At 63.9% G+C, this 22,025-nt stretch carries 18 protein-coding genes and 1 other RNA gene; 14 read left to right on the top strand and 5 right to left on the bottom strand.

Features of this window, described 5'->3' with window-relative positions:
* Window positions 1-33: 33 nt before the first annotated feature.
* Entirely contained in the window at window positions 34-822 is a 789-nt protein-coding gene (locus BPSG_RS06395; RefSeq protein WP_026643939.1) for a Bax inhibitor-1/YccA family protein, read from the top strand.
* Between the two features lie 86 nt (window positions 823-908).
* Here the strand turns inward: BPSG_RS06395 and BPSG_RS06390 are convergent, their stop codons facing one another.
* The gene (locus BPSG_RS06390) at window positions 909-1,679 is read right to left on the bottom strand and encodes a GTP pyrophosphokinase (RefSeq protein ID WP_026643940.1); all 771 of its coding nucleotides are present in this window, start codon (window positions 1,677-1,679) and stop codon (window positions 909-911) included.
* Window positions 1,680-1,804: 125 nt separating this feature from the next.
* On the opposite strand from BPSG_RS06390, the gene miaB reads away from it, so the two are divergent.
* The 9 genes from miaB (at window position 1,805) to BPSG_RS06345 (ending at window position 11,564) form a co-directional block, all read left to right on the top strand.
* The gene (miaB, locus tag BPSG_RS06385; protein WP_026643941.1) at window positions 1,805-3,250 is read left to right on the top strand and encodes a tRNA (N6-isopentenyl adenosine(37)-C2)-methylthiotransferase MiaB; all 1,446 of its coding nucleotides are present in this window, start codon (window positions 1,805-1,807) and stop codon (window positions 3,248-3,250) included.
* Window positions 3,234-4,247, top strand: coding sequence for a tRNA (adenosine(37)-N6)-dimethylallyltransferase MiaA (gene miaA / locus BPSG_RS06380; protein WP_034879119.1), 1,014 nt, complete (start codon window positions 3,234-3,236; stop codon window positions 4,245-4,247). The genes miaB and miaA overlap by 17 nt, the downstream gene beginning before the upstream one ends.
* 63 nt (window positions 4,248-4,310) lie before the next feature.
* On the top strand, window positions 4,311-7,130 hold the full coding sequence (locus BPSG_RS06375; RefSeq protein WP_026643943.1) for an FtsK/SpoIIIE family DNA translocase: 2,820 nt from the start codon (window positions 4,311-4,313) through the stop codon (window positions 7,128-7,130).
* Window positions 7,131-7,196: 66 nt separating this feature from the next.
* Window positions 7,197-7,850, top strand: coding sequence for a CDP-diacylglycerol--glycerol-3-phosphate 3-phosphatidyltransferase (gene pgsA / locus BPSG_RS06370; protein WP_026643944.1), 654 nt, complete (start codon window positions 7,197-7,199; stop codon window positions 7,848-7,850).
* Between the two features lie 121 nt (window positions 7,851-7,971).
* Window positions 7,972-8,556, top strand: a complete 585-nt coding sequence (locus tag BPSG_RS06365; RefSeq protein WP_051592082.1) for a CinA family protein — start codon at window positions 7,972-7,974, stop codon at window positions 8,554-8,556.
* Window positions 8,557-8,617: 61 nt separating this feature from the next.
* Window positions 8,618-9,133 (top strand): helix-turn-helix domain-containing protein, encoded by a 516-nt coding sequence (locus tag BPSG_RS06360; protein WP_026643946.1) that lies wholly within the window; start codon window positions 8,618-8,620, stop codon window positions 9,131-9,133.
* Window positions 9,134-9,268: 135 nt separating this feature from the next.
* Complete coding sequence (locus BPSG_RS06355) at window positions 9,269-9,511, top strand: DUF3046 domain-containing protein (RefSeq protein ID WP_026643947.1); 243 nt, start codon at window positions 9,269-9,271, stop codon at window positions 9,509-9,511.
* A gap of 214 nt (window positions 9,512-9,725) precedes the next feature.
* Window positions 9,726-10,862 carry a recombinase RecA gene (gene recA, locus BPSG_RS06350; RefSeq protein ID WP_022858747.1) on the top strand — a complete coding sequence of 379 codons (1,137 nt, stop codon included), beginning with the start codon at window positions 9,726-9,728 and terminating at the stop codon, window positions 10,860-10,862.
* 15 nt (window positions 10,863-10,877) lie between these two features.
* On the top strand, window positions 10,878-11,564 hold the full coding sequence (locus tag BPSG_RS06345; RefSeq protein WP_026643948.1) for a regulatory protein RecX: 687 nt from the start codon (window positions 10,878-10,880) through the stop codon (window positions 11,562-11,564).
* Here the strand turns inward: BPSG_RS06345 and rnpB are convergent.
* An RNA gene (gene rnpB, locus BPSG_RS08335) (RNase P RNA component class A) lies at window positions 11,562-11,922 on the bottom strand. The two genes, BPSG_RS06345 and rnpB, sit on opposite strands and share 3 nt — an antisense overlap.
* 193 nt (window positions 11,923-12,115) lie before the next feature.
* Between rnpB and hpf the strand changes: the two genes are divergently transcribed.
* The 3 genes from hpf to trpD all read left to right on the top strand — a co-directional run bounded on the left by hpf (window position 12,116) and on the right by trpD (window position 17,248).
* A complete protein-coding gene (hpf, locus tag BPSG_RS06340; RefSeq protein ID WP_022858748.1) occupies window positions 12,116-12,802 on the top strand; it encodes a ribosome hibernation-promoting factor, HPF/YfiA family in 687 nt (228 codons plus the stop codon).
* 227 nt (window positions 12,803-13,029) lie between these two features.
* On the top strand, window positions 13,030-15,963 hold the full coding sequence (gene secA / locus BPSG_RS06335) for a preprotein translocase subunit SecA (protein WP_026643949.1): 2,934 nt from the start codon (window positions 13,030-13,032) through the stop codon (window positions 15,961-15,963).
* Between the two features lie 235 nt (window positions 15,964-16,198).
* Window positions 16,199-17,248: an anthranilate phosphoribosyltransferase gene (gene trpD / locus BPSG_RS06330; RefSeq protein WP_026643950.1), complete on the top strand. Its 1,050-nt coding sequence runs from the start codon at window positions 16,199-16,201 to the stop codon at window positions 17,246-17,248.
* A gap of 10 nt (window positions 17,249-17,258) precedes the next feature.
* On the opposite strand, the gene BPSG_RS06325 is transcribed toward trpD, so the two are convergent.
* Window positions 17,259-17,789, bottom strand: coding sequence for a membrane protein (locus tag BPSG_RS06325; RefSeq protein ID WP_026643951.1), 531 nt, complete (start codon window positions 17,787-17,789; stop codon window positions 17,259-17,261).
* 52 nt (window positions 17,790-17,841) lie between these two features.
* Here BPSG_RS06325 and BPSG_RS06320 point away from each other — a divergent pair, with 52 nt between their 5' ends.
* Window positions 17,842-18,552 carry a lysophospholipid acyltransferase family protein gene (locus BPSG_RS06320; RefSeq protein WP_026643952.1) on the top strand — a complete coding sequence of 237 codons (711 nt, stop codon included), beginning with the start codon at window positions 17,842-17,844 and terminating at the stop codon, window positions 18,550-18,552.
* A gap of 73 nt (window positions 18,553-18,625) precedes the next feature.
* Here BPSG_RS06320 and BPSG_RS06315 read toward each other — a convergent pair whose 3' ends face one another.
* Window positions 18,626-20,692, bottom strand: a complete 2,067-nt coding sequence (locus tag BPSG_RS06315) for a Stk1 family PASTA domain-containing Ser/Thr kinase (protein ID WP_026643953.1) — start codon at window positions 20,690-20,692, stop codon at window positions 18,626-18,628.
* Between the two features lie 69 nt (window positions 20,693-20,761).
* A complete protein-coding gene (locus tag BPSG_RS06310; RefSeq protein WP_026643954.1) occupies window positions 20,762-21,889 on the bottom strand; it encodes a polyprenyl synthetase family protein in 1,128 nt (375 codons plus the stop codon).
* Between the last annotated feature and the right edge of the window lie 136 nt (window positions 21,890-22,025).

The raw sequence follows: 22,025 nt of genomic DNA, 5'->3' as shown, positions 1-22,025 counted from the left end.
GGGGCAGCCAAAACAGATAAGGAACAACGGATTATGACATATGGCCAGCAGCCCTATGGGGGCTATCCCAATGGTCCGCAGTCGCAATACACCATGCGGCAGCAGGCGGGCCAAACCACAATCGACGCCACGCCCGCGTACGCGTACGAGCGTGCCGAGCATGTGTCGATCACACGCGCCTATGGCGAGATGACGATCGGCCTGCTCATCACCGCGGCAGTGGCCATCTTCACACAGATGAGCGGGTTCTATGTGTCGTTCCTGCGCGCCACCGGTGCGCTGGGCGTCTGGCTGCCGGCGATCGTGCAGATCGGCATGGCGGTCTACCTTGGCGTGCGCGTCATGAAGATGTCGCCGGCCGCCGCGCGCGTGTGCTTCTACATCTTCGCGGCGCTCATGGGCGTGACGATGAGCACGATCTTCGGGGCATACAACCTCGGCACGATCGGCTTCGCGTTCCTGATCAGCGCGGGCTTCTACTTCGCGCTCACGATGTTCGGCCTGACGACCAAGGTGAACATGCTCAAAGCCGGCCCGGTACTGATGATCGCGCTCATCGTGCTGATCGTGGCGCAGGTGATCCTCATGTTCGTGGCGCCCACCGACACGATGCTCAAGGTCATCTCGGCGATCGGCATCATCCTGTTCGCCGGTATGACGATCTACGACGCGCAGTTCACACGCGCCGCGTTCGCGCAGTACGCCGCGCAGGGCCCCGAGATGATCAAGCGCATCTCGATCCTGTGCGCGCTCAATCTCTACCTCGACTTCATCAACATGTTCCTCTACGTGTTGCAGTTGGTGGGACTGAGTCGGGACTAGCCCGCGCAGGCTTCACATACGGTGGTGGCCCCACGCTTGTTCAGCGTGGGGCCACCACCGTTTTGTTTGCCGGTGCCGTGCGCGCGTCACGAGATCGCGTGCTGCAGCCCCTCGGCGTGCGGGGCCTCGCCGCTCTGCGGGGCGCCGTTGATGTCGCGGTGGATCGTCTGCATCTGCGTCTCCACGTTCTGCAGCGAGCGCGCGCAATCGAGCAGCGTCTGCGCGTGCTCCGCGTGCTTATTGTCGGGCAGATCGGTCTTGTAGCGCAACGCGTGCTCGAGGCTCGCCCAGTAGTCCATCGCGATCGTGCGGAACTGCACCTCCACGGGCGTGTAATGCGCGCCGTTCGACAGGAAGACCGGTACCGCGTAGATCACGTGGAGCGAACGGTAGCCGTTCTGCTTGGGGGATTTGATGTAGTCCTTCACGCGCAGCGCCTGGATGTCGGACTGCGCCGAAAGGTAGTTGGCCACGGAATACACGTCGTCGCGGTAATTGCAGATCACGCGGATGCCGGCCACGTCGAACAGATTGTCGCGGATGGCCTCGATCGTCACCGGCAGGTTCTTGCGTTCCAGTTTGCCCAGAATCGAATCCACGGACTTGAGGCGGCGCTCCATGTGATGGATCGGGTCGTGCGAAAAGCGCACTTGGAATTCGGAGTCGAGGATCTCGAGCTTGGTGCTGATCTCGTACATGGCGCCTTCGTAGACCTGCATCTGGTTGATGAACTCGGTCATCGTCTCCATGTCGCCCAAATGCCCCGGTTGGTTGTCGGGGGAGAATTGGTTGAGCAACACCTTGAGACGGGTGCGCAGGTCATTCGTGTTGATGCGGCTTTGGCGGTCAAGTATCACATTGTGCCATCCTAACCGATGCGCCTGAACGGGGCAATCGGCGCACGGGCGCGTTTCATGGAAGTTCGATGGAGGAGTGGGGCATGCTGTGCATACTGTGCCCGCCCTCCGTTAGCATATGCGGTATGAACGAAGACATGATGACCGAGCAGGAGCGCACGCTTACGGACCCCGAGGCCGGGCAGGAGGGCCGTGGCAGGGGCGTATTCCAGGTCCACACGCTGGGCTGCCAGATGAACGTGCACGATTCCGAGCGCATCGCCGGCGTGCTCAAGAGCCAAGGGTATGTGCCGGCCACCGAAGAGCAGGAGCTCGACCACGACGTGGATCTGATCGTGATGAACACATGCGCAGTGCGTGAGAACGCGGCGGAACGCATGTACGGCACAATCGGCCTGTGGGCGCAGATGAAACGCGAGCGCCCCAACCTGCAGATCGCGGTCGGCGGCTGCATGGCCCAGCTCGACCGCGAGCGCATCGCCAGAAAGGCGCCTTGGGTCGACGCCGTGTTCGGCACGAAGAACATCGAGGACTTGCCGGCGCTGCTCGATCAGGCCCGCCGCGAAGGCCGCGCGCAGGTGCGCGTCAAGGAATCTCTCGACCAGTTCCCCAGCCAGCTGCCCGCGGTGCGCGGGTCGCGCATCTCGTCGTGGGTCGCGATCTCGGTGGGCTGCAACAACACTTGCACGTTCTGCATCGTGCCCACCACGCGCGGCAAGGAACGCGACCGGCGCCCGGGCGACGTGCTCGCCGAGGTGCGCCGTTGTGTGGACGAAGGCGCCAAAGAGGTCACGCTGCTGGGCCAGAACGTCAACTCGTACGGTTACGGCGTGGGCGACCGCTATGCGTTCTCGAAGCTGTTGCGTGCGTGCGGCGAGGTCGAGGGGCTCGAACGTGTTCGGTTCACGTCGCCGCATCCGGCGGCGTTCACCGACGACGTGATCGAGGCGATGGCGCAGACGCCGAATGTGATGCACCAGCTGCACTTCCCGCTCCAGTCGGGCTCTGACCGCATCCTGCGCGCCATGCGCAGGTCATACCGTTCCGCGAAGTTCCTCGACATCCTGGGCCGCATCCGTGAGGCGATGCCCGACGCGCAGATCTCGACCGACATCATCGTCGGGTTCCCGGGCGAGACGGAAGAGGACTTCCAGCGCACGCTCGACATCGTGGAGCAGGCGCGCTTCTCGTCCGCGTTCACGTTCATCTACTCACCGCGCCCGGGCACGCCCGCCGCGGCGATGGAACAGGTGCCGCGCGAAGTCTCGCAGGAGCGTTTCGAGCGCCTTGTGGCGCTGCAGGAGCGCATCACCGCACAGGAGCTCAAGAAGTTCGAAGGGCGCGACGTCGAAGTGATGGTCACCGGCACCACCGGCCGCAAGGACGAGCAGACGCACCGTGTGACCGGCCGTGAACGCACCGGCGTGCTTGTGCATGTCGGCGTGCCCGAAGGCATGCCCGCACCGCAGGTCGGCGATTTCGTGACCGCCACGGTCACGCACGCCGGCAAGCACAACCTCATCGCGGACCCGGACCCGGCCAAGGGGCAGACCTATGCCATCCGCCACTGAACCCACGCCGATCGTCGCACCGCGCCTCGTCTCGATTGTTGGGCCCACGGCATCGGGCAAGACGGGCCTGGGCATCGCGATCGCGCGGCGTCTTGCCGAACGTGGCGAGCACGCGCAGATCGTCAATGCGGACGCCTACCAGATGTACCGCGGCATGGACATCGGCACCGCGAAGGCGAGTGCGCAGGAGCAGGCCGCGGTGCCGCACCATCTGCTCGACGTGATCGACCCGTCCAGCACAATGACCGTCGCGCGCTTCCAGCAGATGGCGCGCACGGTCATCAGCGATCTGCAGGCACAGGGCATCCGCCCGATCCTCGTGGGCGGCTCGGGCCTGTACGCGCGCGCCGCAATCGATGACATCTCGTTCCCCGGCACCGATCCGGACGTGCGCGCGCGTCTCGAGGAACGCGCGCGCACGGAAGGCGCCGGCGCACTGTTCGCCGAGCTCGCGCAGCGTGACCCCGAGGCGGCGGCGCGCATGGATCCGCACAATCCACGCCGCACCGTGCGCGCGCTCGAGGTCATCGAGCTCACCGGGCGCCCGTATTCGGCGTCGCTGCCGCGTTACCGTTACGTCATTCCCTCGGTGCAGATCGGGCTCGACCTGCCGCGCGAAGACCTCGACGCGCGCATCGACGAACGCACGCGTCGCATGTTCGACGACGGTTTCATCGACGAAGTCGAACGCCTGCGCCCGCATCTAGGCATGACGGCGGCGCGCGCGCTCGGCTACCAGCAGGTGATTGACTACTTGGACGGCCTGCGCGACCTCGATGAGACGATGGCCGACGTGGCGCAGAAAACACGGCGTCTGGCGCGCAAGCAGATGGGCTGGTTCGGACGCGACCCGCGCATCCACTGGCTGCAGGCGCTCAACCCGCGTCTTGTGGACAACGCGATGGCGATCATCGACGTGGCCGACCAAGGCGGCTACGACCACATCGACATGCACGCCGACGAATACGTGCAGCACCATCTCGGCGCATTGCACTGATGCGCGCGCATCGCGAACGCGCGCGAGGCGAGGTGAAACCCCTGCGATAGAATCTTGAGCGTTATGGCACGATCTACTTCCTCGAACCCAAACAAACCCCGCACCAGTTCGTCGGGCACATCGCGGCAGACCCCGTCGTCGGGCGCCCCCACGCTCGAGCCGTGGTGGAAGCGCGCCGCGCTCGCCGTGCCGCGCGCACTTGGCGCCGGCGTGCGTGGGGCTGGCGGCACCGGCGAATTCGACCCGGCGTACCGTCGCGACGGATTGTGCTTCGTGATGATCGTGCTCGCCGTGTTCTTCATCGGATCCGAGTGGTTCCGCGTGGACGGCGCGCTCGGCCATGTGCTGCACGCGTTCGCCGCCGGTCTGTTCGGCGTGATGAGCATCGTCGTGCCGGTGCTGCTGATCCTTGTGGCCGTGCGCCTCATGCGCAATGCGGGCAAAGGGTCAGGCAACCCGCGCGTCATCGCCGGTTGGGCGATGCTGCTGTGGTCGGTGTGCTCGATCATCGACGTGGTCATGGCGGCCGACACGAAGACGTTCTCGTGGGGCAACCTGCAGCGCGCCGGCGGCCTGCTTGGGTTCGTCATCGGCTCGCCGCTCGCCTGGGGGCTTTCGCAGACCTTCGCGATCATCGTGTTCGTCGTGTCCGCGCTGTTCTCCGTGCTGCTCATCACACGCACGCATGTGACCGACATCCCAGACACCGTGCGTTCGCTCGCCGGCAAAGCGCCACGCAAGCGGACCGACGACGAAGACGACCGTCAGTTCCCCAACGAGGTGCGCGTGGGCGACGACACGCTCGCGTTTGCGGATGGTGTGCCCGCACACGATGGCTCGGACGAGGAGTCGGGAGCCGTGCGCAAGCCGGGCTTCTTCGCGCGTCTGTTCCACCGCCATAGGCATGAAGACAGCGACGCCGGCCTCGACCATTACGCTGGGGACGAGGCGTTCCTCAACGCGGCGAGCCGTCACGGTGAAGCCGCCGAGACGCGGCTCGACAGTGGTCTGCGCTCGGTGAGCAGCGGCGGCGGCTATGGTGACGACGCCACGCGCAGCATCGATTCGAGCTCGTGGTCCGCATTGCCTGAGCAGCACACACGGCCGATGCCGTCAGGTGCCGTGCCCACTGTCGATCCTTGGGCGCATATGGACGCGCAGGAGCAGACGCTGCTCGTCGCCCCCGAAACAGGGGAAGTCATCTCCGAACCGCCGACTGCCCCTCGCGTCGCGCGTTCGACCGCCGCCGCGCCGGCTGCGGCGGGTGGCGCATCCGGCGGCGCCGGCGCTCCAGCCGCAGGCACTGCGTCTGCCGCCGCCGCAGTGGCGGCCACAGGCACCGAAGCTGATGATGGGCCGTACCAACTGCCCGACCTCGCCATGCTCGCCAAGGGCAAGCCCCATGCGACGCGCACACCGGAGAACGACAAGGTGATCCGCGCGCTCTCGAACACCTTCGAACAGTTCAAGGTCGACGCGAAGGTCGTCGGGTTCCTGCGCGGCCCCTCGGTCACGCAGTACGAGGTGGAGCTCGGCCAGGGCGTGAAGGTTGAGAAAGTCACAAATCTGCAGAAGAACATTGCCTACGCCGTCGCCAGTTCGGACGTGCGCATCCTGTCGCCAATCCCTGGCAAAAGCGCGATCGGCATCGAAATCCCCAACGCCGACCGCGAGATCGTGCATCTGGGCGATGTGCTGCGTTCGCAGAAGGCGGTCAGCGACCCCAACCCCATGCTCGCCGGCGTGGGCAAAGACGTCGAAGGGCATTTTGTGACGGCCGACCTGACGAAGATGCCTCATCTGCTCGTGGCCGGCGCCACAGGTTCCGGCAAGTCGAGCTTCATCAACTCGATGCTCACGTCGATCATCATGCGCGCCACACCCGATCAGGTGCGCATGATCATGGTCGACCCCAAGCGCGTGGAACTGTCCGCGTACGCTGGCATCCCGCATCTGCTGACGCCGATCATCACCGACCCGAAGAAGGCGGCCCAAGCGCTCGAATGGGTCGTCAAAGAGATGGACGCGCGTTACAGCGACCTCGAGTTTTTCGGATTCCGGCACGTCAAGGACTTCAACGAGGCGGTGCGCGCAGGCAAGGTGCACGCTCCGGCCGGATCGCAGCGCAAGGTGGCGCCGTACCCGTACCTGCTCGTCGTCGTCGACGAGATGGCAGACCTGATGATGGTCGCGAAGAACGACGTGGAAAGCTCGATTCAGCGCATCACGCAGCTCGCGCGCGCTGCCGGCGTGCATTTGGTGCTCGCCACGCAGCGCCCGTCGGTCGACGTGGTCACGGGCCTGATCAAGGCGAACATCCCGTCGAGGCTCGCGTTCGCCACGTCGTCGGCCACCGATTCGCGCGTCATCCTCGACGCGACCGGCGCCGAGACGCTGATTGGCCAAGGCGACGCGCTGTTCATGCCGATGGGCATGGCCAAGCCGATCCGTGTGCAGGGGTCGTGGGTCAATGAGTCCGAGATTCGTGACGCCGTCGAATTCGTGAGCACACAGCGCAAGCCGCACTACCGCGACGACATCGAGCAGATGGCGAAGGAGTCGGAGAAGAGCGCGCTCGACCCGACCGAAGACATCGGCGGCGACATGGACGACCTGCTGCAGGCCGCCGAGCTCGTGGTAAGCTCGCAATTCGGCTCCACGTCGATGCTGCAGCGCAAGCTACGCGTCGGCTTCGCCAAGGCGGGCCGCCTCATGGACCTGCTCGAATCGCGCGGGGTGGTGGGGCCATCCGAAGGATCCAAGGCGCGCGAAGTGCTTGTGCAGCCGCAGGACCTGCCGCAGGTGCTCGCGTTCATCCGCGGCGAGACCGACGCGATCACGCCCACGGCGGCCGAACCGGCCGCCAATGATGCCGACATGTAGTCGCTTGTTGGCGCCGCAGGACATGCACGGCATGGAAAGTGACGGCTGGGGAGTATCCTGAAGCGCATGGAAAAGCAGACAGATGAAAAACAGTCATTGTGGGCTGGGTGGAGTTCACCGCCGAACCTCGTCACCTTCAGCCGCATCATCCTTGTTGTGGTGTTTTTGGGATTGTACATTGCGGCTGGCCCTTGGGGACTGCGCAATGTGGGCATGCGCTGGGCGGCCGCAATCATCTTCTTGATCGCTGCGTCCACCGACAAACTCGACGGTTGGCTTGCGCGCAAATACAACCAGGTGACCGAACTGGGCAAGCTGATGGATCCGATTGCCGACAAATTGCTCACCCTCGGCGCCCTTGTGGTGGCCGCCTGCTACGGCGAGCTGGGCAATGTGTGGGTCGGCTGGATCGTCACCGGCCTGTTCCTGTTGCGTGAGATCGGCATCACCGTGATGCGCTTCTTCGTCATCGACCATGGCGGCAAGGTCATCGCCGCCTCGCAGATCGGCAAATACAAGACGCTCGCGCAGTGCCTTGGCATCGGACTGCTCATGTTCCCGGTGTGGACATTGTGGCATGGGGGCGCGCAGCCACTGTGGCTCTCGATCTATTTCGTCGTCACCTACATGCTGATCTACTTCTCGCTCATCCTGTGCCTGTATTCAGGATGGCAGTATGTGCATGGCGTCATGGCCGCAAAGAAGCGCGCGGCCCGGTAACTGCCCGGAGTGCTGCGTTCTGCATCCCGCGCGCATGGCGGCCCTGCGCGCGGGATGTTTGTATATATGGAGGCGTGCCGCAATCGGGCGATGGGACCCAAGGCAGAGAAAGAGGTGCGCGATGCACGATGTATCCACAATCGATCCAAGGGATCTCGATAGTGTCGAGGAGCTGCAGGCGTATTGCGATGACCAGGCCGCGGCCATATTGGAATGGTGCCGGGAGCGGGATGTGAAGATTGCGTGTGCGGAGTCGCTGACCGGTGGTCTGCTCGCCGACGCCTTTGTGCGCATCCCCGGCGCTTCGCAGGTGTTCCTCGGGTCGGCGGTTACCTATGACATCCACGCCAAGGCCTCTGTGCTCGGCGTAGATGCAGAACTCTTACGGAGGGAAGGGGCGGTGCACCCACAGGTGGCCATCGAAATGGCCCAGCGCACGGCACAACTGTTCAGCCAATCGGAATATCGCTCTCGGATAATCGGATTATCCACCACCGGGGTGGCTGGACCGGGGCCTGACGGCGGAAAACCCGCAGGATTGGTCTATATCGGCGTGTCTTTTCCTGAAATTCCTGCCGTCTCCATAGAATCTTCACACTATGCAGTAGAGTTGAATTTGCAAGGTTCCCGGGAGGTTATTAGACATAAGACAATCGGGTGTGTTCTGGAAAACCTGAGGGAATTCTCAGGTTCTTCACAGGAATAATTCCTGATACTGAAACAGTAAAGAAGTGTAGGCAGAACAATGTGAAAGGGGTGTGACTGCCATGGAACGAATGACAATCACTGAAGTGCAAGCCGAGGTCAAGAAGGTAGAGGCGCCGGCACCCGCACGTTCGGAATCCGCTCGTATGCGTGAGCTGACCCCCGCACAGCGCCGGGCGGTGATGTTCGCCCAGCAGCAGGTGATGCGTGCGCGAGCAGCCAAGAAGGCGAAGGATGAACGTCAGGCGGCGCTTGTGCGCATGTGGCAGGAGGAGGATTCCGAAAGCGTGAAGCCTCGGGCGCTGCTGCGCAAGCATGAGGCCAATGGGGAAGTCAAGGAAGTGTCGTTGCGCGAGGCGATTGGCCATGTGCTGCGCGACCTGCGCACCCATGACCACAAGACGCTGCGTGAGGTCAGCGAGAAGGCCGGTGTGTCGCTCGGGTACCTCTCCGAGGTCGAGCGTGGCCAGAAGGAGGCGAGCTCCGAACTGCTCGCGTCCATCTCCGAGTCGCTGGGTTTGAGCACTTCCCAGATGCTGCGCATGGTCGCGGATTACCTGGATTCGGTCGAAGGCTGATTTTCAACCTATCTCTATGGCTTGGCGCCGTGCGCCCGGCCGGCAGTACAGCGGGAACCCGCAACGCTGCCGGCCGGGCGCACGGCGCCAAGCCATATGTATGGTGGGCGGATGCGTGCGATACAGTGGTGGGCTATGCGTGAACGTGAGTTTTGGCAATTGTTGGAAGAGGTCTTCGGGCGCAGTTACGGGCGTGCGCTGGCACACGACCAAGGGCTCACCAAGCTCGGCGGCGCCACCGTTGTGGAGGCGCTGGAGCGCGGTGAGGAGCCGCGTGTGGTGTGGAACGTGCTGTGTGACCAGATGGGCATTCCAGACAGCAAGCGCTGGGGCAAGGACCATACGGCGCCGCCGTTGCCGGTCGATTTCCGCGGCTGATCCGCGACTCGCCGCACATGGCACACATTCGAACAAATGTTCGCATTGTCGGGTATGATGGAGCGCAGCACGCAGGGCTTGCCGGAGTGCCGGTCGCGCCCATTGTGGATGGGCGGGGCGTCCGACCACATGCCCCTGCACAAGTTGATGGCGGCTGCATGGCGCGTTAGCGTATGGGCACACCATTCGGCAGAACATGAAGGAGAACCAAGCGATGGCTACGCAGACGAAGGCAGACAAAACCAAGGCGGCGGCGCAGGACGGCGAGGCACCGAAGATCGATCCACGCCGTCAGGCGGCCCTTGACACCGCATTGCAACAGGTCGAGAAGAGCTTCGGCAAGGGGTCGGCCATGCGGTTGGGCGACCGGCCCGAACAGGATGTGGAGGTCATTCCCACCGGTTCGCTGGCGCTCGACATGGCGTTGGGCATCGGCGGGCTGCCGCGTGGCCGCGTGGTGGAGATCTACGGCCCGGAATCCTCGGGCAAGACGACCCTTGCGCTCCATGTGGTGGCCAACGCGCAGCGCAATGGCGGCGTCGCGGCGTTCATCGACGCCGAGCACGCGCTCGACCCGGTGTATGCGCGCAATCTCGGCGTCGATACGGATTCACTGATCGTCTCGCAGCCGGACAACGGCGAGCAGGCGCTTGAGATCGCCGACATGCTCATCCGCTCCGGTGCGCTCGACGTGATCGTCATCGACTCCGTGGCGGCGCTCGTGCCGAAGGCCGAGATCGAAGGCGACATGGGTGACAGTCACGTGGGTCTGCAGGCGCGTCTGATGAGCCAGGCGCTGCGCAAGATGACCGGCGCGCTCGCGCAGGCGAACACGACCGCGATCTTCATCAATCAGCTGCGCGAGAAGATCGGCGTCTTCTTCGGCAGTCCCGAGACCACCACCGGCGGCAAGGCGCTCAAGTTCTATGCCTCGGTGCGTATGGACATCCGCCGCATCCAGACGCTCAAGAACGGTGAGGACGCCGTGGGCAACCGCACCAAGGTCAAGGTGGTGAAGAACAAGATGGCGCCACCGTTCAAGACCGCAGAGTTCGATGTGCTGTATGGCGAGGGCATCTCGCGTGAAGGTTCCGTGCTCGACATGGCGCTCGAGACCGGCATCGTCAAGAAGTCAGGGTCGTGGTTCACCTACGAAGGCGACCAGTTGGGGCAGGGGCGTGAGAATGTGCGCAAGTTCCTCAAAGACAACCCGGGCGTGGTCGATGAGATCGAGCACAAGGTCAAAGTCTCGTACGGCCTGATTGCCGGCGAAGACGAATTCGCGCAGGGCGACACGGTCGAGGCCACAATCGAGGGGCAGCCGGTGGAAGACGCCCCCAAGAAGAACTGACCGCAAGGTGCAGGCATGATCTCCGCCGAGGAATTTCTGCGTGAACATGGGGTGGCTGGCGCTGGCGCCGCCGAGACGCCTGAACCGGCCACCCCACATTCGCCCACACCCACCACGGCCCGCAGTGGCAAGCACCGTGATGGCGGTGCGCGCCATACCAAGGGTGGGTGTGATGCCGTGCGCGTACGGCGGGGGAGCGGATTCGGTTATACGCTCACCGAGACCCCGCAGGACGAAGAGGCCTGCAAGGAGGCCGCACTGAGGCTCCTCGACGCCGCCGCACGCTCGACCGGCGGATTGCGCGGCAAGCTTGCGGAGCGCGGGTATGAGCCTCAGGTCATCGATGCGGTCATCGACCGTCTTGTCGAATTGCGGTTGCTTGACGACGAGGACTATGCGCGCATGGTGGTGCGCGCATGCGTCAGCCGCATGATGGGCATGCGCGGCGCGGTCATCGAGCTCACTCGCAAAGGCGTCGACCGCGCCATCGCCCAATCCGTGGCGCAGGAGGCGGCCGAACAAGGCGTCTTCGACGAAGCCGCATGGGAATTGGGCCGTAGCGTGGCGCGTAAGGCGCGTGCGTGCAGTGTGGAGGTGCGGCGCCGCAGGTTCTGGGGTGCAGGCGGCCGCAAAGGCCATGATCCCCAAGTGCTGCGCGAAGTTGCCCATGCCTTGTTCTCGGCCGATGCAAGCGAGGAATAAGTGAGACCCCTCATACCCCGGGTTCTGTCGTGCCCTATGGGCACGGATGGCCATCCATCTCGACCTGACGTCGCCGTCAGGCTCTAGCAGCCTACCCGAAGGCATTGGGCGAGCAGCCCTCAAACGCCTTCTGCTTGGCCTTGCTCCCGATGAGGCTTGCCATGCGGCCGACTGTTGCCAGCGGCCCGGTGGTCTCTTACACCGCCGTTTCACCCTTACCGGCACATGTGCCGGCGGTCTGTTCTCTGCTGCGCTATCTCTCAGGTCGCCCTGGGCGGACGTTATCCGCCATCGTGCTCTGCGGAGCCCGGAAGTTCCTCAACCGCGCAAGCGCGGTCGCGGCCATCGAGAGGTCTCAACCTTTGCATTGTAGCATCGGGAGGGACCCGTGGTCCACATATTGGCGCCGATAGCCTCAAAACAGTCCAACCGTGGGCATGGTGTGCATTTCGCCGCGAGGCGTCGGCTACAATGGGTCATATCCGGACGGCGGTTTCGCCGTATCGGTCCGTATATAGCGGCGAAAGCCGCTTGAGTCTAGGGAGGTCCACATGGATATCGTTCTTACCGGCCGTCACATTCAGATCAAGCAGAAGTTCCGTGACGTCGTCGAAAGCAAGATGAATCGTGTGACCGCAATCGCCCCCGACGCGCAGCGCGTGCAGATTGTGCTGTCGCACGAGGGCAATCCGCGTATGCATGACACCGCCATCCGCGTCGAGCTGACCGTCATCGCCGGCTCCACCGTGGTGCGCGCCGAGGCTTCGAGCGCTGACGAGATCAGCGCGCTCGACTTGGCCCTCGATAAGCTCACGCTGCGCCTGCGCCGCGCACGCGACCGTCGCAAGGACCATCGCAAGAACTACAGCCCGGTGCCGGTGGACGCCGGCCAGTTCGTGCCGCCGTCCGAGGAAGAGGAAGACATCATGGGCGACGCTGCAGACGCCAACAGCCCGGCCGCCGCTGTCGCTTCCGACCTCGGCCCCGGTGAGTCGATCGAAGTGCACGTCGGTGACACCCCGATCGTGATTCGCCGTAAGCTGCACGTCGCCGAACCGATGAGCATCGACGAGGCGCTCTACGAGATGGAGCTGATCGGCCACGACTTCTTCCTGTTCGTCAACAAAGACACGATGCGCCCATCGGTCGTCTACCACCGTCACGGCTGGAGCTACGGCGTCTTCGAGATCGACACCCCGGAGAATGTCAAGAAGGCCCAGGAAGCCAAGAACGCCTGAGTGGTCTGGTGCGCCCGCATAGGCGCATGGCATGAGCAACGCCACCCTGCGAGGAAGCAGGGTGGCGTTGCTCATGCAAACGAAGTCACTTCTGTCAGGAAATACGTGGGTTTTGTGTCAACAACACTATAGTTTCGTAAAAAGGCCGAGGAATTGGGAACAATTTCGCTCTCAGGATTATTGTTAGTTGTGTTAGTCATCAGACCAAGCACACCAAGGGAGTGAAATTGGTAGACATCGTAGATAAAGCCCTCCGTATGGGCGAAGGCCGCCAGGTGAAGCGGCTTGAGAACGTTGCCAAAGAGGTCAACGCCCTCGAGGACCAGATCGCGGCGCTGAGCGACGAAGAGCTCAAGGGCCAGACCGCCAAATTCAAGCAGAAGCTCGACAATGGCGCTTCGCTTGACGACATCATGGCCGAGGCGTTCGCCACAGTGCGTGAGGTCTCGAAGCGCACGCTCGGCCAGCGCCACTTCGACGTGCAGCTCATGGGCGGCGCGGCGCTGCATTGGGGCAACATCGCCGAAATGAAGACCGGTGAAGGCAAGACCCTTGTGGCCACCCTGCCGAGCTACCTCAACGCGCTTGAGGGCAAGGGCGTGCACGTCATCACCGTCAACGACTACTTGGCGAGCTACCAGAGCGAGCTCATGGGGCGCATCTACCGCTTCCTCGGCATGAGCGTCGGATGCATCGTCACCGGGCAGAAGCCGCCGGAGCGCCGCAAGCAGTACAACGCGGACATCACGTACGGCACCAACAACGAGTTCGGTTTCGACTATCTGCGCGACAACATGGCGTGGGAGAAGAACGAGCTCGTGCAGCGCGGCCACCACTACGCCATCGTCGACGAGGTCGACTCGATCCTCATCGATGAGGCGCGTACGCCGCTCATCATCTCGGGCCCCGCCGAAGGCGATGTGACACGTTGGTACCGCCAGTTCGCCAAGCTCGTGCTCAAGCTCACGCGTGACGAGGACTACGAGGTCGACGAGAAGAAGAAGACCGTCGGCATCCTCGACCCGGGCATCACGAAGATCGAGGACTACCTGGGCATCGACAACCTGTACGAGCCGAACAACACGGCCCTTATCGGCTACCTCAACAACGCGATCAAGGCCAAGGAACTGTTCCTGCGCGACCGTGACTACGTGGTGACGAACGGCGAAGTGCTCATCGTCGATGAGCACACCGGCCGTATCCTGCCGGGCCGCCGCTACAACGAAGGCCTGCACCAGGCGATCGAAGCCAAGGAGCACGTGGAGGTCAAGGCCGAGAACCAGACCTTCGCCACGATCACGCTGCAGAACTACTTCCGTATGTACGACAAGCTCGCGGGCATGACCGGTACGGCCGAGACCGAGGCCGCCGAGTTCATGGGCACCTACAAGCTCGGCGTGCTGCCGATCCCGACGAACCGCCCGATGATCCGCCAGGACAAGGACGACCTCATCTTCCGCACCAAGAAGGAAAAGCTCGCGGCGATCGTCAAGGACGTGGCCGAGCGCCACGCCAAGGGCCAGCCGGTGCTGCTGGGCACCGCGTCCGTCGAATCGTCGGAAGTCGTCTCGTCGCTGCTCGACGTGGTGGGCATCGAGCACAAGGTGCTCAACGCGAAGCAGCATGAGAAGGAAGCGGCCGTCGTGGCCGTGGCGGGCCGCAAGGGCGCCGTGACCGTGGCCACCAACATGGCCGGCCGTGGTACCGACATCATGCTCGGCGGCAACGTCGAGTTCCTCGCCGACGCCAAGCTCAAGGAAGAAGGCTACTCGCCGGAAGACACGCCGGAGGAGTACGAGAAGCTCTGGCCTGAGACCCTCAAGCAGATCAAGGAGCAGGTCAAGGACGAGCATCAGGAGGTCGTGGACCTCGGTGGCCTGTACGTGCTCGGCACCGAGCGCCACGAATCCCGCCGTATCGACAACCAGCTGCGCGGCCGTTCCGGCCGTCAGGGCGACCCGGGCGAATCGCGCTTCTACCTGAGCCTCGAAGACGACCTGATGCGCCTGTTCAACACACAGCTCGTGGCGCGCGTCATGGCCAAGGGCATGCCGGAAGGCGAGCCGATTGAGTCGAAGAGCGTGTCGAAGGGCGTGCGCAATGCACAGAAGGCCGTCGAATCGCGCAACTTCGAAATCCGTAAGAACGTGCTCAAGTACGACGACGTGATGAACAAGCAGCGCACTGTCATCTACGCGGAGCGCCAGGCGGTGCTCAAGGGCGAGGACATCCACGAAGACATCGAGATGTTCATCTCCGACACCGTCGCGAGCTATGTGCATGGTGCGAACCGCGGTTCCGACAAGCCGAAGGACTGGGACTGGGCCGGCATGGTGGGCGCCATCAAGGAGCTGTTCCCGACCACGGTGACCGAAGACGACGCCCGCAAGGCGGCTGAAGGCCTCAAGGGCGATAAGGCCGCGGAAGCGGTGAAGAAGCTCTTCGTGGACGATGCGCTCAACCAGTACGACCAGTTCGAAGACAGGCTCGGCGAGGAGGGCCTGCGCACACTCGAGCGCCGCGTGGTGCTCGCCGTGCTTGACCGCAAGTGGCGCGAGCATCTGTACGAGATGGACTACCTCAAGGACGGCATCGGCCTGCGCGGCATGGGCCAGCGCGACCCGCTCGTGGAATACCAGCGTGAGGGCTACCAGATGTACAACTCCATGATCGAGGCGATCAAGGAGGAGTCGGTGCAGCTGCTGTTCCACATCGACCTCGACAGCGTGGCCCAGACCGAGGATCACGAGGACATCCAGCAGGATGTGCGCGACGACCAGGCCGTGGACCAGGCGGAAGTCGCGATGGGCGACGACGTCGAGGAGCAGGACGAGGTCGAATCCGACGAGACCCAGCTGCACGAGCCGGAAGAGCCCGACCAGCGTGACGACCACGCCGACGAGGTGCTCACCGCCGCCAACGAGGAATCGATCAAGGAAGCCTATGACGACGATGAGGCGATTCCGGAATCGGGACTGATGGGCCCGGCCCCGATGTCGCACGCCGAAGGCAAGGTGCCGGCGTCGAAGCGCCCTAAGAACGAGGAGCTGAAGACCCCGTGGGCCGACGGCCGTACGTTCCCCGGCACCTCGAAGAACGCGCCGTGCCCGTGCGGTTCCGGCCGTAAGTACAAGATGTGCCACGGCCAGAACGAGCAGTGAGTTGACCCACAGGTGACCAGCCACTGATAAACGACATGGGAGGGCTCCGCAGCCAACTGGTTGCGGAGCCCTCCCATATAATCGCCCGTCTACAGCGGACTGACCTGGATGCCGTGCTCGGTGCCGGTTGTGGGGCGCATGCCCATGATATGGGCGTGGAGACATGCTTGTTGCATGGGTTTCCTAGACTGTGCGTAACAACGTCGGCATTGTGCCGCAAGCCGTAAGGAGCGCTATGGAACAGGTCACATGGAAGTCGAATCTGAGCAAACTCGTGCGTGGGGAGCATTTGACCGCGGAAGAGACGGAGTGGTTCGTCGATGACCTGATGCGCGGCAACGCCGATCCGGCTGCGGTGGGCGCCGTGCTCGCCACGCAGCAGCAGCTTGGCCTGACGCAAGAGGAGGTGGCCGGCGCCGCCAAGGCGATGGTCGCGCATGCGGTGCCGCTCGACGTGCAGGCGGAATGCACCGACATCGTCGGCACCGGCGGTGACGGCATGCACACGGTCAATCTCTCCACGATGGGCGCGGTCATCGCCGCCGCCGCGGGCGTGACGATCGTGAAGCACGGCAACCGTGCCGCCTCTTCGAAGTGCGGCGCCGCCGACTGCCTCGAGGCGCTCGGCCTGCCGCTCGACCTCGATCCGCAGGCCGTGGCCGCGGTGGCCGACGAGGTGGGCATCACCTTCGCCTTCGCCAAGACCTTCCACCCGGCCATGCGTTTTGTGGGGCCGGTGCGCGCGGCCCTTGGCGTGCCCTGCGTGTTCAACGTGCTGGGTCCCCTGACCAATCCGGCAAAGCCGAAGCATATGGCGATCGGCTGCGCGAACCGTGCGATGAGCCCGGTCATGGCTGCCGTCTATGCGGCGAACGGGCAGACCGGCATGGTCTACACGTCGAACGAGGGGCTCGACGAGATGGCTCCCACCGGGCCGATCAGCGTCTGGGAATTCGGTGATGGCGACGTGCGTGAAACCACGTTCGACCCGGTTGCGGAACTGGGCCTCGATCCGGTCGTCATCGAGGACCTGCGCGGCGGCGAACCTGCACAGAACGCGCAGGCCGTGCGCGACCTGCTCGCGGGCAAGCCGGTTCCGTTCCGTTCCACCGCGCTGCTGAACGCCGCCTCGGCGATTGTCGCCGACGGTCGTCTGGTGTCCAACGGCGCGCTCGCAGACCGTTTCCGCGAAGCCTACACAATCGCGCAGCAGGTGGTGGATTCAGGCAAGGCGGCGGCATTGCTCGACGAATGGATTGCGGTGGCCCAGTCGCACCGCGGCTGAACCACCGCGGTCACACGCGCGCGCCGTCGTCGAATTCGTCGCACTTCGTTTCGTCATGGCCTTTGTGCTGGGCCAACAGTCCGCCGGCACCCACGAGGATGCACAGCGCGAACACCACGCCCAGCACGGAGGCCATGTGCGGTATGAACACGGTGGCGATGATGCCGACGATGCCAATCATGAAGATGAGGCCGAACACAAGCCGTGACCGTTTGATGTCGGAAAGGTCCGGGTTCGGGGGAGTGAACCCGGCGCCGTACTGGTCCATCACGTCGTCGGTGTCGAGCCAGCTCGAGCGGTAGTCGCGCGGGCCCCCACCGCCCACGAATGCGTCGCTCGTCAGGTCGTGCACCGAGACGAGCGTCTGCTTTTCCTGCCGTTCGGCGTGCTTGTTGAACTTGCGGGCGGTCTTCGAATGCTCGATGTCGTGCAGTTCATGTTGATGTTCGGAGAGGAACGCCTCCCAATCGTCACCCGAGCCGCCCGATGACCCTGCGGCCCCTGTCGAGTCGCCTGTGCTGCTATTGTTGTGGTCAGTCATACGCACTACTGTAATCAAGCGGACAGTCAACCGCAGGGGAAGGAACCGACGCATGCTGTATTGGTTTTTCGTGAAGACGCTGGGGCCGATCGCACGGCATCGCATGCATCCGACCGCAGTGGGTCTCGAGAACATCCCACGTCAGGGCGGTGGCATCATCGCGGCGAACCACTTGGCCGTCATCGACGACGCGCTGTTGCCGCTGACATGTCCGCGCATGATTCACTTCATGGGCAAGGCCGAATACTTCGAAGGCAAGGGGCTCAAGGGCAAGTTCAAGAAATGGTGGTTCACGTCGGTCGGCGTGTTCCCCGTGGACCGTTCCGGCGGCTCGAAGTCGCTCGGCGCCCTCGAGCATGCGCGCGAGATCATCGAAAGCGGCGAGCTGTTCGGCATCCATGTGGAGGGCACCCGCAGCCCCGACGGACGCCTGTACAAGGGGCACACCGGTGCCGCGCGCCTCGCGTTGGAAACCGGCTGCCCGATCATCCCCACCGCGATCATCGGGTCGCGCGAGATCCAGAAGCCCGGGCAGATCATCCCGGGCAAAGGCAAGAGCACGGTGATCTACGGCACACCGATCGATGTGCCGAAGACGCCGTCCGACCAGGTGACCCACGAGATGCTGCGCGAACTGACCGACCGCGTCGTCAAGCAGATCCAGCAGATGAGCGGTCAGGAATACGTGCCCGAATATGCGCAGGTCGTCAAGAAGCAGATGCAGGAGGAACAGCAGACGCTTGACGCCGCTAAAGCCGAGTAGCCAAATGAAATTATGAACAAGAAGGTGCGGGAACAGTCAAAAAACTGTTCCCGCACCTTCTTACTTATTTGAACTATACAATTTTGATAGTAATAACGGTGGGGTCTCCATTAGTATCTCGTAGTCTGACTGAAGAATCTTTTGCGGGATTCTGTTCAATGACACGATGGAGCACTTCTATGCCCAACTTTTTCTCGACTTTGACTCGGAAGCCTGCCTCTTCAAGGATTTTAGTTGCCTCGCTCGGGGATTTATCAATCACATCTGGAACTGTCCCCATCTCAGGGCCCTTCGAGACCACGAGATGCACCGAGTCACCCCAGTGCAGCTGGGCGCCGGCGTCTTCGGAGCTCGACATGACCTGACCGGCGGGCACGGTGTCGCTGAACTCCTCGTTCGTCGTCACGGTGAGCTTGTCCTCTTCGAGCGCCGCCTTCACGTCCGACGCGGGTTTGCCGACGACCTCGGGCATCGACACCGGCATCGGGCCCTTCGAGAGCACCACATCGACGGGCTCGTTGTGGTCGACGGTGGTGCCGGCCTCCGGCGTGATCGAGATGACCTCGCCTTCGGGCACATCGAGCGACCACTCGTCCGTATCGGCGCTATGCACGATGTTGGTGAACCCGGCGCGTTTGAGCGAGGCGAGCGGGTCGGTCGAGGACATGATGTCGTCCGGCACCGTCGACTGCTGCACGCCTTGCGAGACGATGACACGGACCTTCTGCAGGTCGCCGCGTTTGCTCACATGCGCGTTCACGAATTCGGGGTCGGTGGAGATGATGTCGCCCTCCGGCACGGTGTCGCTGTACGATTTGGATGTCTCGTACGCAATGCCGGCGGCCTTCAGCGCCTTCTCGTAATCGGCCCACGGCACACCGGCGATCTTGCACGGCGCGTTCTTCTGGCAGTGCAACGCCTCAATCTGCGGCATCTCGTAGTAGCTGCCCGGACCGGCGTAATACCACCATCCCCATCCCGCGGCGCCTCCCAGAGCCAACACCGCGGCGGCGATGGCGACGCCGATTGCCCAGCGCTTGCCCGTGGACATGCCATGGTGCACTTGGGTCGGCGTGGCATCGGCGTTGGCGGCCGTGGGCGGTGCAGACGGCCGTGGTGTGTACGGCGTCGAAGCGGCCGTCGCGGCACCCGCCATCGGTACGGCCTGTGTGCGGTCGTTCAGCTTCGCGGCGGTGGGTCCTGTCTGAGCCTTGCCGCCCACTGGCAGCACCGTTGTGGCGTTCGGTGCCGGCGCATCCGGGTCGAAGCGGTATTGCAGGGCCTGGGGCGGAAGAGTGCGCATGAGGGCGTTGAGACGGTCGAGGGCCTGCGAGGCGTCGGCGGGGCGGTCGTTCACGTCGCGGTTCGTCAGATACGAGATGAACCGCGCCACCTGCGGGTCGATCCCGGTGCAGACCGTGGCGACCGACGGCACGTTCTCGTTCACATGCTTGAACACCATCGTCACGGGATTGTCCGCGAGGAACGGCACCTGCCCGGTGAGCATCTCCCACGCCATGATGCCGACGGAATAGCAGTCGCCCTGCGGTGTGGCCAGATTGTTCTCGATCATCTCGGGCGCAAGGTAGGCGGCGGTGCCGAGCAGCATGCCGGTTGAGGAGAGCGTGGCCTGCGAGGCGGCCTTGGCCAGGCCGAAGTCGGTGATCTGCACACGCCCGCGGTCGTTGATCAGGATGTTCTCGGGTTTGATGTCGCGGTGCACGACGCCTGCGCGGTGCGCCGCGGCGAGGCCATTGAGCGTTTCGGAGACGACGCGCAGCGTCTCGCGCACACTGAAGGTGCGCTTCGTCTGCATCTCGTGCCGCAGGTTCACACCGTGCACATATTCCATCACGAGGTAGTCGAGCCCGTCGTTCTCTCCGGTGTCGTACACCTGCACGACGTGCGGGTTCGCGATGGCGGCCGCCGAGTTCGCCTCGCGTCGGAAGCGTTCCACGAACTGGTCGCGGTGCGGTCCCTGCGCGAGTTGGATGTGCATGATCTTGAGCGCCACATCGCGCCCCAACCGCACGTCCACCGCCTGATAGACCGTGGCCATGCCGCCGTCCGCGATTTTGCGCACAATGCGGTAGCGCCCGTCGATCAGCTTGTTTTCGGGCATATTTGCAGCTTCACTCATGCTTGCTGTGTCGTCCTTCACGAAGATGCGTACTGCACCACGAATCAATGGCCAATGTCGAACGTCATTCTACATGGTGTCTGCGCCGCGCGCCGTGCATATTCCGGGAACAAACCGCGCACAGACGGCCGCAAGCTGTTCCTCGCGCCCGTCGTCGAGTCCCATCTCGCAGATTGCGCGCACGGTCTGCTCCCACTTGCTGCGGATGCGCGCCTGGGAGGCGGCGATGGCGCCCGTGCGCTCGAACAGCGCGATCACTTCGCGCACCTGTGCGTCGGTGCGGTTGGGCGCGGCATAGAGCGCGCGCAACCGCGTGGCGTCGGCGTCGCTCGCGCCGGCGAGCGCGTCGGCGAGCAGCACGGTGCGCTTGCCTTCGCGGATGTCGCCGCCCACCGGTTTGCCTGTTGCGCTCGACGAGCCGACGACGTCGAGCAGGTCGTCGGCGAGCTGGAACGCCACGCCGAGCGGCAGGCCGATGGCCTCGGCATGGTGCGCCGCATCAGCCTGGTTCATGCCGGCGGACAGGAACGCCAAGTGCAACGGTGCGATGGTGGTGTAGCTGGCAGTCTTCCAACGGAAGACCTCGGCCGAGGCGCCGCGCAGCGCGTCCGGGTCGTCGAGCGGCATGCGTTCGATCGCCAGATCGAGCACCTGCCCGATTTCCACGTCGTGGTGCATCGCGATGAACGCCGCGCGCACATCCTGCGCATGGGGCAGCGCAGAGGCGGATGCGTCCATGATCGCGATGCATGCGGTGGCGAGTAGATCGCCGAGCATGAGGCCGAGGCCCATACCGATCGATTCGTTGGTGCGCATTGCGAGCGCGCGGTGGGCCGACGGTTTGCCGCGGCGCATGTCGGAATCGTCGATGATGTCGTCATGCACGAGTGCGGCCGTCTGGAACACCTCGATCGCGCATGCCAGGTCGAGCACTGCACCGGCCTGCGCACGTTGTTCCTGCTCGCTGTGCGGTTCGCCGGGGGCCAGCGGTGCCATGATCGCGTAGGTGTCCATCGTCAGCAGGGCGCGCAACCGTTTGCCGCCTTCGCTGGATGCGGCGGCCTGGCCGACGACCATGTCCATGACCGGCTCGAGCGCCGCGGGCACGCCATGGCGCGAGCCAAGCCCGACATATTGGCGCACCAGTTCACGGATGCGGGTTTCGATGTGCTGCGGGTCGTGACGTGTGAGTGCCATAGAGGTTATTCACGCACAGTGTTGCGACATTGCCGGGGCCGGTTTGATGGCTGCAGGGTGCACGGCGGCCGGTGGTGTTCGCCCGCGGAAAATGTGGATGGAAGGGCGTCCGACCACAGGGGTCGATCGGGGTGGA

Origin of the sequence: Bifidobacterium pseudolongum subsp. globosum (assembly GCF_000741295.1) — a bacterium.
Lineage (GTDB): Bacteria > Actinomycetota > Actinomycetes > Actinomycetales > Bifidobacteriaceae > Bifidobacterium > Bifidobacterium globosum.
Note: the sequence above shows the minus strand (reverse complement) of the source record. Positions and strands in the feature narration are given on the sequence as shown.